At 61.9% G+C, this 12682-nt stretch carries 13 protein-coding genes and 1 pseudogene; 10 read left to right on the plus strand and 4 right to left on the minus strand.

Translation table 11 applies throughout. From position 1 onward, the window contains the following. The first annotated feature begins 5 nt into the window (after positions 1 to 5). Genes K3756_RS13995 through K3756_RS14005 form a run of 3 tightly spaced genes read left to right on the plus strand, consistent with a single transcriptional unit; the run spans position 6 to position 3145 of the window. Positions 6 to 1088: an ABC transporter permease gene (locus K3756_RS13995; RefSeq protein WP_259988411.1), complete on the plus strand. Its 1083-nt coding sequence runs from the start codon at positions 6 to 8 to the stop codon at positions 1086 to 1088. After that, the gene (locus K3756_RS14000; RefSeq protein ID WP_259988413.1) at positions 1088 to 2008 is read left to right on the plus strand and encodes an ABC transporter permease; all 921 of its coding nucleotides are present in this window, start codon (positions 1088 to 1090) and stop codon (positions 2006 to 2008) included. Before K3756_RS13995 ends, K3756_RS14000 begins: the two co-directional genes overlap by 1 nt. Positions 2009 to 2065: 57 nt before the next feature. After that, positions 2066 to 3145 (plus strand): BMP family ABC transporter substrate-binding protein, encoded by a 1080-nt coding sequence (locus K3756_RS14005; protein ID WP_259988415.1) that lies wholly within the window; start codon positions 2066 to 2068, stop codon positions 3143 to 3145. 73 nt (positions 3146 to 3218) lie between these two features. Here K3756_RS14005 and K3756_RS14010 read toward each other — a convergent pair whose 3' ends face one another. Next, the gene (locus K3756_RS14010) at positions 3219 to 4040 is read right to left on the minus strand and encodes a cyclase family protein (protein ID WP_259988417.1); all 822 of its coding nucleotides are present in this window, start codon (positions 4038 to 4040) and stop codon (positions 3219 to 3221) included. Positions 4041 to 4099: 59 nt separating this feature from the next. Between K3756_RS14010 and K3756_RS19630 the strand changes: the two are divergent. Together K3756_RS19630 and K3756_RS14015 are read left to right on the plus strand one after the other, a co-directional pair. Continuing rightward, positions 4100 to 4180, plus strand: a pseudogene (locus tag K3756_RS19630) (twin-arginine translocation signal domain-containing protein); the annotation flags it as partial. Then, complete coding sequence (locus tag K3756_RS14015) at positions 4170 to 4949, plus strand: 2OG-Fe(II) oxygenase (protein ID WP_259988419.1); 780 nt, start codon at positions 4170 to 4172, stop codon at positions 4947 to 4949. The pseudogene K3756_RS19630 and the gene K3756_RS14015, both read left to right, overlap by 11 nt. Here the strand turns inward: K3756_RS14015 and K3756_RS14020 are convergent. Next, entirely contained in the window at positions 4931 to 5341 is a 411-nt protein-coding gene (locus tag K3756_RS14020) for an ectoine synthase (RefSeq protein WP_259988421.1), read from the minus strand. The genes K3756_RS14015 and K3756_RS14020 overlap by 19 nt on opposite strands. Positions 5342 to 5418: 77 nt before the next feature. Between K3756_RS14020 and K3756_RS14025 the strand changes: the two genes are divergently transcribed. From K3756_RS14025 to K3756_RS14045, 5 genes are read left to right on the plus strand one after another with little or no spacing between them, the layout of a single operon-like run. After that, positions 5419 to 6027 carry a glutathione S-transferase family protein gene (locus K3756_RS14025; RefSeq protein ID WP_259988422.1) on the plus strand — a complete coding sequence of 203 codons (609 nt, stop codon included), beginning with the start codon at positions 5419 to 5421 and terminating at the stop codon, positions 6025 to 6027. A 39-nt stretch (positions 6028 to 6066) separates the two neighbouring features. Continuing rightward, positions 6067 to 7002 (plus strand): aldo/keto reductase, encoded by a 936-nt coding sequence (locus K3756_RS14030; RefSeq protein WP_259988423.1) that lies wholly within the window; start codon positions 6067 to 6069, stop codon positions 7000 to 7002. Continuing rightward, positions 6999 to 8075, plus strand: coding sequence for an FAD-binding oxidoreductase (locus K3756_RS14035; protein ID WP_259988425.1), 1077 nt, complete (start codon positions 6999 to 7001; stop codon positions 8073 to 8075). The genes K3756_RS14030 and K3756_RS14035 overlap by 4 nt, the downstream gene beginning before the upstream one ends. Continuing rightward, positions 8072 to 8722: a class I SAM-dependent methyltransferase gene (locus K3756_RS14040; RefSeq protein ID WP_259988427.1), complete on the plus strand. Its 651-nt coding sequence runs from the start codon at positions 8072 to 8074 to the stop codon at positions 8720 to 8722. Before K3756_RS14035 ends, K3756_RS14040 begins: the two co-directional genes overlap by 4 nt. Positions 8723 to 8724: 2 nt before the next feature. Further along, positions 8725 to 9510 carry a GH25 family lysozyme gene (locus K3756_RS14045; protein WP_409202401.1) on the plus strand — a complete coding sequence of 262 codons (786 nt, stop codon included), beginning with the start codon at positions 8725 to 8727 and terminating at the stop codon, positions 9508 to 9510. Here the strand turns inward: K3756_RS14045 and K3756_RS14050 are convergent. Further along, complete coding sequence (locus K3756_RS14050) at positions 9507 to 10004, minus strand: hypothetical protein (protein ID WP_259988429.1); 498 nt, start codon at positions 10002 to 10004, stop codon at positions 9507 to 9509. The genes K3756_RS14045 and K3756_RS14050 overlap by 4 nt on opposite strands. Then, positions 9967 to 12462 (minus strand): FAD-dependent oxidoreductase, encoded by a 2496-nt coding sequence (locus tag K3756_RS14055; protein WP_259988431.1) that lies wholly within the window; start codon positions 12460 to 12462, stop codon positions 9967 to 9969. The genes K3756_RS14050 and K3756_RS14055 overlap by 38 nt, the downstream gene beginning before the upstream one ends. Positions 12463 to 12682 lie beyond the last annotated feature (220 nt).

Below are 12682 nucleotides of genomic sequence, written 5' to 3' on the forward strand. Positions count from 1 at the left end.
CGCCGATGATCCGTCTCGAAAAACGCCCCGAACCCAGCCGTGCCTTTTCGCTGGGAACCCCGTTGCTGGCGGTCATTGCCACGATGATCTTTGGCGGGCTGCTGTTTGCGGTGCTCGGCAAAGACCCCTTCGAGGCCATTCGGACCATTTTCTGGGAACCCCTGTTCGGTGAATTTGCCTTCTTCTATCGCCCGCAGCTGTTGATCAAAGGCGCGCCACTGGTGCTGATCGCCATCGGTCTGAGCCTCGGGTTCAAGGCGGGCATCTGGAACATCGGTGCCGAGGGGCAGTATATCATGGGTGCGCTGTTCGGGGCGGGCGTGGGCCTTGCCGCCTATCCCGCCGAGAGTGCTCTGCTGTTTCCCGCGATGGTGCTCGCGGGGGCATTTGGCGGCTGGATCTGGGCGATGATCCCCGCGGTGCTGAAGGTCAAATTCGGCACCAACGAAATCCTCGTCTCTCTGATGCTGGTCTATGTCGCAGAGCAATTTCTTGCCTCGATGGCGCTTGGCGCGATGAAAAACCCCGAAGGTTTCGGCTTTCCGGGCAGCCGCAACCTGCAGCAGTATCCCAGCGCGCATAACGCCGAGATAATCACGAACTCCGGCATGCACTGGGGAGTGGTGACGGCCTTTATCGCGGTGATCTTCGCCTATGTCCTGCTGGCGCGGCACCGCCTCGGCTTTGCCATTCGCGTGACCGGCGATGCCCCGCGGGCCGCCCGTTTTTCCGGCGTGAACCCGACGCGGCTGGTGGTGTTCTGCCTTGGCACGTCCGGTGTGCTTGCCGGGCTTGCGGGTCTGTTCGAAGTGTCCGGTCCCGCAGGCCAGGTGACCATCGACTTCAACGTGGGATACGGGTTTACCGCAATCATCGTGGCGTTTCTGGGGCGGTTGCATCCGATTGGCATTCTGTTGGCCGGCGGGTTGATGGCGCTGACCTATATCGGCGGTGAAATCGCGCAGAGCAATCTGGGCCTGCCTGCCGCGGCCATTCAGGTGTTTCAGGGGATGCTGTTGTTCTTCTTGCTGGCGTTCGACCTTTTGACAAATTACCGCGTCCGCATGGGCCGGGCGGAGGTGGCGTAATGGACCTGTCTGCAATCAATCCGGTTCTGTTTGTCGCCGGGTTTCTGGTGGCTGCCACACCACTGATCTTTGCCGCCGTGGGCGAGCTGGTCGTGGAAAAGACCGGCGTTCTGAATCTGGGCGTGGAAGGCATGATGATCATCGGCGCGATCTGCGGGTTTTCCGTCGCCGTGGAGACGGGATCACCGCTGGCGGGGTTCGCGGCGGCGGCCTTGGGCGGGGCGATGCTGAGCTTGCTGTTCGCCTTCCTGACGCAGGTCACACTTGCCAATCAGGTTGCGTCGGGGCTGGCCCTGACCCTGTTCGGACTGGGGTTTTCCGCGCTTCTGGGTCAAAGCTATGTCGGGATCAAACCGCCGCGGCTGGGCGATATCGACTTCGGCCCGCTTGCCGATATTCCGGTGATCGGACCGATCCTGTTTACCCATGACATCATTCTCTATCTGGGCATCGCACTGGTCGCGGCGGTGTGGGCGGTGCTGAAATTCACGCGCACCGGGATGATCCTCAGGGCGGTGGGCGAAAACCACGATGCCGCGCATGCGCTGGGGTTCAAGGTCAAACGTATCCGTACGCTGGCGATTATGTTCGGCGGGGCCTGTGCCGGTATTGGCGGGGCCTACATCAGCCTGATCCGTGTGCCGCAATGGACCGAAGGCATGACCGCCGGGATCGGCTGGATCGCGCTTGCGCTGGTGGTCTTCGCCAGCTGGAAGCCATGGCGGCTGTTGCTGGGTGCCTATCTTTTTGGCGGCATCACCCAATTGCAGCTCAATCTGCAGGGAGCGGGCGTTGCCATTCCGGTCGAATATCTGGCAATGTCGCCATATCTGGTCACCATTGTCGTTCTGGTGATCCTGTCGCGGGACAAATCCGCAGCACCCGGCTCACTCGGCCGGATTTTCCACGCCTCGAGCTGAGGCCACTCATCACCCCTGACCGGATCAACCGGCAGGACCACCACTGGGGAGACTACAATGAATTTCACCAAACTGCTGACCGGCGCTGCGCTGGTGGTTGGCATGGCGACATCCGCATTCGCGGACGGCCATGAGAAAACCAAAGTGGGCTTTGTCTATGTCGGGCCGGTCGGAGACGGCGGCTGGACCTACGAGCACAACAAGGGCCGCCTGATGGTCGAAGAGCAGCTGGGCGATGCGGTCGAGACCGTTTTCGTCGAGAGCGTGCCAGAAGGCCCCGACGCCGAGCGTGTGATGACGCAAATGGCGCTCGACGGTGCCGATCTGATCTTTACGACCTCGTTCGGTTACATGGATCCGACGATCAACGTGGCGCAGAAATTCCCCAACGTGAAGTTCGAGCACGCCACCGGTTACAAGCGTGCGGACAACGTCTCCACCTATTCGGCCCGCTTCTACGAAGGCCGCGCCATTCAGGGTCACATCGCGGGCAAGATGACCAAGTCCAATATCGTGGGCTACATCGGTTCCTACCCGATCCCCGAAGTGATCCGCGGCATCAACGCCGCCTTTATCCACGCCCGCAAGGTAAACCCCGACGTCCAGTTCAAGATCGTCTGGGCCTACACGTGGTTCGACCCTGCCAAGGAAGCGGACGCCGCGAAGGTGCTGATCGAACAGGGTGCTGACGTCGTCCTGCAGCACACCGATTCCACCGCGCCACAGGCCGCTGCTCAGGAAGCGGGCAACGTCGTGACCTTTGGTCAGGCTTCCGACATGGCCCAGTACGGCCCCTTCCCCCGTGTATCGTCGATCATTGACGAATGGGGCCCCTACTATGTTGCGCGCACTCAGGCCGTGATCGATGGCACATGGGAGAGCACTGATACATGGGACGGCATCGGCGCCGGTATGGTCGGCATCGGTGAGATTTCCGACGCGGTACCCGCAGATGTGAAAGAAGAAGCGCTGGCGATGAAAGCCGCGATCGCGGATGGATCCTACCACCCGTTCACCGGACCGTTGAAAAAACAGGACGGAAGCGAGTTTCTGGCGGAAGGTGAAACCGCAGACGACGGCACACTGGCCGGCATGAACTTCTACGTCGAGGGCATCGAAGGCGACATTCCGCAATAAGCGCGGATTTGTCCTTACCTCTTCAAGGGCAGCCCTCGGGCTGCCCTTTTTCGTTTGGCGCAGGCGCGATGTGTCAGACCATGGCAAAGATGCGCGCGGGGCCACCTGTACCGCCGCGATGCTTGGGCGCGCCAATGACAAGCGTGGCACCCGCCGCCGGTACGGCATCAAGGTTGGCCAAGTTTTCGATCCCGAACCGGCCTGAGGGCAGCCATGCGTAATGCGTTGCAAAATCGGCCGAAATACCGTGATCCAGAGACAGCGTATCGGATGCGATCGACATAGCGCCGGTGCCTTCCATCAGCATTTGCGCGGCTTCGACGTGAAATCCGGGGTAGTGCTGTTTGCCTGCGTCATCGGTACCGCGGTAGGCATCGGTGGCCGTCTTGGCGGACCAGCCGGAATTCATCGCAACACAGGCACCGGCAGGGATTTCACCGTGTGCGTCCATCCATGCCTTGATGTCATCGGGGGTTACCTGTGCGTCCGTGTCCTGCGCGGCGCGTGCCCTGATATCGATCACACACAGGGGCGCCACGAGGTTTTCGACCGGAATTTCCGCAACTGATTGCCCGTCGGGCGAGAAGTGCAGCGGCGCGTCGATATGGGTGCCCGTGTGCTCGTTAACGGTCAGCTCCAGCAAATTGAATTTGTGTTCGTCCCAGTTGAATACCTGCCGTGCGGCGAATCCCGGCTCTCCGAAATAAGTGGGAAAGCCCGCGTGCAGTTCATGGGTCATGTCCAACACAGACCCGTGGCCTGCCGCCAGAGCGGGCGTGCCCGTCATGCCGCTGCCCAGGGCTGTTGCTGCCACACCGGCGGCCCCTGCTTTGAAAAGGCTGCGCCGCGACAGCATTTTTTCCTTCACGGCATTCATCACACATGCATCACACATTGGTCGGTTCCTCTGTTTGTGGATCTGCAGGCTAACAGCAGCGGGCGGCATCGCCTAATTCGCGGCGCAGGTTCTTGACGCGGGCGGCGGGCTCTGGCTGCATGGGGGTCGGATCACAGGACTGCACACATGACGATTGACGCCATCATCGATATCGAACGCCACCCGATCACCGCGCCGGATTTCACCGCCCGCTGTGCGGCGACGCTGGAAGACGCGGGCGTGTTAGTGCTGGCGGATTTCATCCGGCCCGATGCGCTTAGGCGGATGCGCGATGAAGCCGTGACAGGGGAGCCGGAGGCATATTTCTGCACCCAATCCCACTCTGTGTACCTGACCCCGGATACGGCGGATCACGCCCCCCATCATCCGGCAAACCGCAAGGTCGTGTCATCTAAGGGGTGCATCTGCGACGATGTCGTGGATGCGCGCTCTCCCTTGCGCCAGATGTACGATGCTCCCGAATTCCGCGCTTTCGTGGCGGCCGTTACCGGTCAGACCGCCCTGCACCCCTATGCCGATCCGCTGTCGTCGATCAATATCCACTACGCGCGGCGCGGGCAGGAACTGGGCTGGCATTTCGACAACTCTTCGTTTGCGATTACGTTGCTGATCAAGAAGCCGGACGCGGGAAGCCGGTTCGAGTATATCAAGAACCTGCGCGATGCCGCGGCGGGTGACATGAACTATGATGGCGTTGCCGATCTGCTGGACGGCAAAAGCACACCGCAGGTGCTGGAGATGGAACCGGGGGCGCTTGTGTTGTTCCGTGGCCGCGATTCCATCCACCGCGTCTCTCCGAACGAAAGCGACACAACGCGGATGTTGGCCGTGCTGGCCTATAACGATGCGCCCGGCGTATCCTTGTCGGAAAACGCGCGAATGACGTTTTACGGTCGGCTCGACTGATCGCGCGCGGGCGGGTAGCTGCCGTCGGGTCCGTGCACCTCGTCCCCTTCGAGCCCCGGCGAGAACACGCATATCAGGTGCAGCGCCTCGCCGTCGTCGGGCACGCGGACCTCGTGCAGATCATGCGCATCGGGTGCGTAAAGCACGCCTGCCTTGATCTCGTGCACCTTGCCGGATTGCAGTTCCGCCACCTGCCCCGCGCCCGCGATGCAATAACACGCCTCCACGTGATGTTTGTAGTGCAGCCGCAGGCAGGCACCGGGCAGCACACGCGTTTCGGTCATTGAAAATCCCATCGCGTCCGAGCGTACCAACAGCCGCAGGCTGGTCCAGCCGGGCCCCTGTGCGTCCCGCGGCCCGCCGATCAGGTCCGCCTTGTCGGTAATAATCATCGCACCTCTCCGGATTTTTAACGGTCCGTCATCATCGCGTGCTTTCCCAAATGCCGTAAAGAGCCTAGCGTAGCGCGATGATCACTTTGCATCACCTGAACCGGTCCCGCTCGCTGCGTATTTTGTGGCTGCTGGAGGAACTGGGCACGCCCTATGACATCATCAGCTATGAGCGGGACCCGATCACCAATCTCGCCCCGCCCGCGCTGCGGCGGTTGCACCCGCTGGGCAAATCACCCGTGCTCGAGATTGATACCCAGATGATTGCGGAAAGCGGTGCGATCACGGAACATCTGTGCCGCAGGTTTGCACCCCACATGATCCCGCAACCCGGCACGCGGGAGTATATTCGCCACCTCGAACTGATGCATTTCGCAGAAGGCTCGGTGATGACGCCGATACTGCTGGACCTTTACGTCGGAAAATTGGGTGATGCAGGTGCCCCACTGCACGGGCGGATCGCTGCGGAGCAGGACAATCACTTCGGCTATATGGAGCAGATGCTGCGCCCGTCGGGCCATTTCGTCAGCGACGAGCTGTCGGCTGCCGATATCATGCTGAGCTTTCCCGCGCAGATCGCGATGCGCAAAGGCCGTGCATCGGATTTCCCCAAGCTCGCCGCCTTTGTCGACTGGATCGAGGCGCGTCCGGCCTATCTGCGCGCGGTGGAGAAAGGCGGCGTCTGAGGCATTGCAGAGGGGCAAGCATCGTGCCACCAATCAGATATGAGTTTTCCCCTGACCAGCCCCGACGGCACCCGGGCCAGCCGCTTTGCCTTTGGCACCATGCAATTCGGCGGTACGGCCGATGAAGCCGCGTCTGCCGCGATGTTCGATGCCTGCCTTGAGGCCGGTATTACCCATTTCGACACGGCCCACATCTATACCGATGGCGCATCCGAAACGTATTTGGGCAAGTTCGCCCGCCCCCATCGCGACCGGCTGATCATCGCGACCAAAGCGGCCTATACCGGCGGCGCGGGGCGGGACAACATACTGCAATCGGCCGACCTATCGCGCAAACGCATGGACATTGACTGTATCGACGTGATGTACCTGCACCGGTTTGATCCGGACACACCGCTGGAGCAGACGTTCGACGCGCTTGCCACGCTACGCGACCGTGGCCATATCCGCTTTGTCGGCGTGTCGAATTTCGCGGCATGGCAGACCGTAAAGGCAGCACAGATCGCGGCAGGTTTCGATCTACAGATTGCGCTGATGCAACCGATGTACAACCTCGTCAAACGGCAGGCGGAAGTCGAGATCCTGCCGATGACCGCCGATATGGGTATCCTGTGTGCGCCCTATTCGCCCCTTGGCGGCGGTCTTCTGACCGGCAAATACGCGCGCGGCCTGACCGGCAGACTGACCGAAGACGACAGATATGCCGCGCGCTATGCCGCGGACCGGATGCATCATGCGTCTGCCAGCCTGAGTGCGATTGCGGACGATGAAGGCACCGATCCCGCCACGCTGGCCGTGGCGTGGGTGGCTGCGCACGCAGCGCGGCCGGCGCCGATCATCTCTGCGCGCTCGGTCGAGCAGTTACGCCCGTCGCTGGACGCGCTGGATTTCACGATGTCGCAGGACCTTTACGCGCGGCTCTGCGCGATCAGCCCCGCACCGCCTCCCGCGACCGACAGGACCGAAGAGCAATGACCGATATCATCGTCATCGGTGGCGGCATCGCAGGGCTATCTGCCGCTGCCAGACTGTCGGAAGATGCGCGTGTGACCGTGCTCGAGATGGAAAGCGCGACCGGCTATCACGCCTCGGGCCGCTCTGCCGCGTTGATCGAGGAAAATTACGGAGCGGTGTCTGTTCAGGCGCTCAACCATGCGAGCATTGATTATCTGCGCGATGCCAATGACGGGTATTTGACGCAACGGGGGCTGTTGATTGTCGCCGAGGATCACGACGGCGCCGCATTCGCCGCCGACGTCAAGACGATGGGTGTGACCCGGATCAAAGCCACCGAAGCCTGCGAAATGGTGCCGATCCTCGACCCCGGACAGGTCCATTTTGCCGGGTATCACGCTGAAGCCTTCGATATCGACACCGACCGCCTGATGCAGGACTTCATCCGCAGCGTGCGTGCCAATGGCGGCCAGATCATCACCGACGCGATTGTGACCGACATTCGCCAGACCGCACAGGGCTGGGTGGTCAAGGCGGGCGAGGAATATACCGCACCCACGCTAGTCAACGCCGCAGGGGCATGGGCCGATCTGATCGCGGGCATTGCGGGCGTGACACCGTTGGGCATCGTGCCCCATCGCCGGTCCATGGCCCGGATCGCAGCACCGGGCGGGCATGATCTTTCACGCTGGCCCATGTTCTTCGGCACCGGCGAAAGCTGGTACGCCAAGCCCGACGCGGGTGCGTTGATCGTGTCGCCCGCGGAAGAACACGCAACACACCCCCATGATGCCTTTGCCGATGACATGGTACTGGCCGAAGGGCTGGCACGGTATCAGAACATGGTGACGCCGGAAGTCACCCGCCCCCTGGCGACATGGGCCGGGCTGCGCAGCTTTGCGCCCGACCGCACGCTTGTTCTGGGCCGCGATCCCGATGTGCCGGAATTTGTCTGGTGCGCGGGACAAGGCGGCTACGGTTTCCAGACCTCTCCGGGGGCGTCGCAGCTGTTGGCCGATCTGGTCATGGGCCGCCCGCCACAGATCGAACCCGCGATGGTCGCCGCGTTGATACCGGACCGGTTGCGCCCATGACAGGTGCCCTGCCCCCGACGGCGAGTGTCGTCGCGACCGATACGGGTGGCAAACTTCACGCACCATCGGCGGCGCGCAACATGCAGGTCATTGTTGATCTTGTCGCGTCGGTCGCTCCGCAAACGGGCACAGCGCTGGAAATCGCAAGCGGGACCGGCCAGCATATCGTCGCCCTCGCACAGGCCCTACCCCGCCTGCAATGGCAGCCAAGTGATGTGGCCCCTGACCGCATCGCAAGTATAAATGCGCGCGCGGTCGAGGCGACCGGCGTTGATATTGCGCAAGCCCGGCACCTTGACGCGACAGACCCCGGCTGGGCCGCGGCGATCGCTCCGGTCGATCTGGTGATGGTTGTCAATCTGCTGCATCTTGTTTCGCAGGACGCGGCGACCTGTGTTTTGGGCGGGATGTGCGATGCGCTCTCATCCGGTGGCGTCGTGATCTGCTATGGCCCGTTCAGGCGTTCGGGCGAGCTGATTTCCGAAGGCGATGCACAATTTAACCAGGACCTGCGCCGCGCAGATCCGGACATCGGATACAAAGACGACGAATGGGTGCTTGAAACGCTCGCAGCCAAGGGTCTGCGGGTCGAGACACGCGCCATGCCTGCAAACAACCTCGCCTTTATCGGGCGGAAAGGAAAATGATGATGCTGCGCCGTGTTCTGAGCATTCTTGCACTTGGCCTTCTGGTCGCCTGTGGCAGCGGCGGGGGTCAATCGGTGCCGCTGGGCGAGGTGACGCCGCGCAATTTTTCGGACAATGATCCGGTTGATTTTGCAGCCCCCGCACCGTCGAGATATGCCGTTCACGGCATTGATGCCGCCCGCTTCCAGCAAAGCATCGACTGGTATCAGGCCCGCCGCAATGGTGTGAATTTCGCCTTCATCAAAGCGACCGAGGGCGGGGATCTGCTGGACCCGATGTTCGCTTCTCACTGGCGCGGGGCCGCACAGGCGGGCGTGGCCCGGGGCGCTTATCATTTCTACTATTTCTGCACCACACCCGAGGTGCAGGCCCGCTGGTTCATTCGCAACGTGCCGCGCCGCGCCGGTGATTTGCCGCCCGTGTTGGACATGGAGTGGAACCCGTTTTCACCGACCTGTGCGCACCGTCGTCCGCCCGCGAATGTGGTGCAGGATGAAATGCGCAGATGGCTCGATATCGTGACCGCGCACTACGGGCAGCGGCCGATCATCTACACGACACCGCGGTTCTACCGCGAGAACAACCTGCGCCAGTTCAAAGGCTATGAGTTCTGGTTGCGCTCGACCGCGAAAACCCCGGCCGAGGCCTTTGCGGGACAATCGTGGCGGTTCTGGCAGTACTCCGCGACCGGCATCATCGGCGGGATCGCGGGCGAAGTCGATCTGAACGCATTTTCGGGCAGTGCCGCGGGCTGGACCCGCTGGCTGGCGGACCGGCAGCAACGCTAGGACAGGCGGCCCAGGCCAAGCGGCAAAACGTAGACCGCCGTGCGCGGGGCGGATGCGTGACAGGGGACCGCCCGCGCATGCAACGCCGCCAGTTCGGCCTGCGCGCGCTGCGCAATGCAGGCCATGTCGCCCTCGAAACTGGGCAGGTGAAAAACAACGACCTTGCGCGTCTGGCCAAACCGCATGTGGGTCAGCGCGATGTGGCCGGCCTCACGGTTGTGGCACGCATCCCAGCACAGCTCGGCGATATCGGGCAGATGTTGCAGGCTATCCCAGCGATTAATCAGCACAAAAGTGACGGTGGCCGCGTCGCTTTGATCGGTCGCTCCCAGCGCGTCGCGCAGTTCATGCGCACGGTCCCCGATTGCAGCGACCGACGGGCTGCGCGGCGGCGACAGAGCAACGCCCAGCGCAAAAACCACCGCCACGCATACCGCGGCGATGGTGACGGTGCCTTTAACCGTCCACCCGTATCTTGGCGTTTTTCGGGTCATAGGGGCTGTCCTCGACAATCTGCGCGTCCCACAGCTGATTGTGCATCTTCACCTTCAGTTTGGTGCCGACCTCAGCGATGTCAGGAGAGACATAGCCCATGCCGATCGACTTTCCAAAAGCGACGGAATAGCCCCCGGAGGTGAGCCGCCCGACCCTCGTTTCGCCGTGATAAAGCACCTCGCGCCCCCACGGATCGGAATCGTCTGGCCCGTCGATCAGCAGGGTCACGCATTTTGCCTTGATGCCGTGATCCTGCATCGCCTGCTTGCCGTGAAAATCCTTGGTAAGGTCAACGAAACGCGGCAGATCGGCCTCAAGCGGGGTGGCGTCGCGGCCCAGTTCTGTGCCGAAGGCGCGGTATGATTTTTCCTGACGCAGCCAGTTTTGCGCACGCGCACCGACCAGCTTCATCCCGTGGGGCTCTCCGGCCTTTTCCAACTGGTCAAACAGGTAGTTCTGCATTTCGATCGGGTGATGCAGCTCCCAGCCCAGCTCTCCGGTATAGGCGACCCGGATGGCGCGTACGGGGCACATACCCAGTTCGATGTCGCGTTTGGTCAGCCACGGAAAGCGCTTGTTGCTCAACACGGTATCAGGGTCCGCGTCCTTGACGATTTCTTTCAGCACGTCGCGCGATTTCGGTCCTGCGATGGCAAAAACGCCCCATTGCGTGGTCACGTCATGGCATTCGATATAGCCGAACTCGGGCGCCTTGTCCTCGATGGCCTTGCGCAGATAATCGCTGTCATAGGCGGTCCAGGCCCCCGCGCTGACGAGATAGTACTCATGCTCGGCCAGACGGACGATGGTGTATTCCGTGCGCGTGGTCCCCGCACCGGTCAACGCGTAGGTCAGATTGATGCGGCCGACCGATGGCAATTTATTGCACGTGAACCAGTCGAGAAAGGCGGTCGCGCCGGGGCCTTTGACCAGATGTTTGGTAAAGGCGGTCGCGTCGATCAGCCCGACACCTTCGCGAATGGCCTTCGCTTCGTCCACGGCGTGTTGCCACCATCCGCCGCGCCGGAAACTGCGGCTGTCATGGTCGCTGAACCCTTCGGGCGCAAAGTAGTTGGGGCGCTCCCATCCGTTGACCCAACCGAATTGCGCCCCGCGCGCGGCCTGCCGGTCGTAGGCGGGCGAGGTCCGCAGGGGACGGCACGCGGGGCGTTCTTCGTCGGGATGGTGCAGGATATAGACGTGTTCATACGCCTCTTCGTTCTTGCGGGCCGCGAACTCGGTTGTCATCCAGTCGCCGTAGCGTTTGGGGTCAAGGCTGGCCATGTCGATTTCGGCCTCTCCGTCGACCATCATCTGCGCAAGGTAATAGCCCGTGCCCCCCGCCGCGGTGATGCCGAAACTAAAGCCTTCGGCCAGCCACATGTTGCGCAGTCCCGGCGCCGGGCCGACCAGCGGATTGCCGTCGGGCGTATAGCAGATGGGACCGTTGAAATCGTCCTTCAGCCCGCAGTTTTCGGCCGAGGGAATGCGGTGGTTCATCGCCATGTACTGGTCTTCGATACGGTCCAGATCAAGCTGGAACAGATCTGCACGGAAGCTGTCGGGCACACCGAATTCGAACCGTGCGGGCGCGTCTTTTTCGTAGACGCCCAAAATCCATCCGCCGCGTTCTTCGCGCACATAGCTTTGCGCATCGGCATCGCGGATGACAGGATGTTCGACGTTGCCTTCGCCCTTTCGGTATTCGACCAGTTCGGGGTCCTGATCCATCACGATGAACTGGTGCTCGACCGGGATGGCGGGCATCTTGATGCCCAGCATCTTCGCGGTGCGCTGTGCGTGGTTGCCGCTGGCAGTCACGACATGTTCGGCGGTGATGACGACCTGTTCGTCGGACGGGATCAGGTTGCCGCCCTTCTCTACCATCTTCGTGCAGGTCACTTCCCATGCGTCGCCGGTCCAGTGAAATGCGTCGGCCTGCCATTTGCGTTCGATCGCCACGCCACGCTGCCGCGCGCCTTTGGCCATCGCCATCGTCACATCGGCAGGGTTAATGTAGCCGTCGGTCTGGTGGTACAGCGCCCCCTTGAGATCTTCGGTACGGATCAGCGGCCATTTGGCCTTGATCTGCTCGGGCGTCATGAACTCATAGGGCACGCCGCACGTCTCGGCGGTCGACGCATAGAGCATGTATTCGTCCATGCGCGCGTCCGTCTGGGCCATGCGCAAGTTGCCCACCACGGCAAACCCTGCGTTCAGCCCTGTTTCTTCTTCGAGCGTTTTGTAGAACCGGATGGAATAGTCGTGGATGTGTGTCGTGGCGTAGGACATGTTGAAATACGGCAGCAGGCCCGCCGCGTGCCAGGTGGAGCCCGAGGTCAGCTCGTCGCGTTCCAGCAACATTACGTCGTCCCAGCCCGCGCGCGCCAGATGATACGCAATCGAGGTACCAACGGCGCCCCCGCCCACAACCAATGCTTTCACTTGGGTTTTCATGTCCGCGACTCCCTTGGGCAGATAGTTGAGCCTGTTTTAGCCCGACGTTGCGAAAACCGACGCCGAACCGCGACCGGACATGGCGAAAATGCGACCGCAGCCCAGCCAAAATGGCCTATCCCGCTGGCCGTCATAAATTCTTAAGCTTTCGCGGTTTTGCTCGGACAAAAGGATGACGCCGATGCTGGATAAACTCAGACGCCTTGGAGGGCGTGGGGAT

The sequence above is a fragment of the Sulfitobacter sp. S190 genome, from assembly GCF_025141935.1.
GTDB lineage: Bacteria > Pseudomonadota > Alphaproteobacteria > Rhodobacterales > Rhodobacteraceae > Sulfitobacter.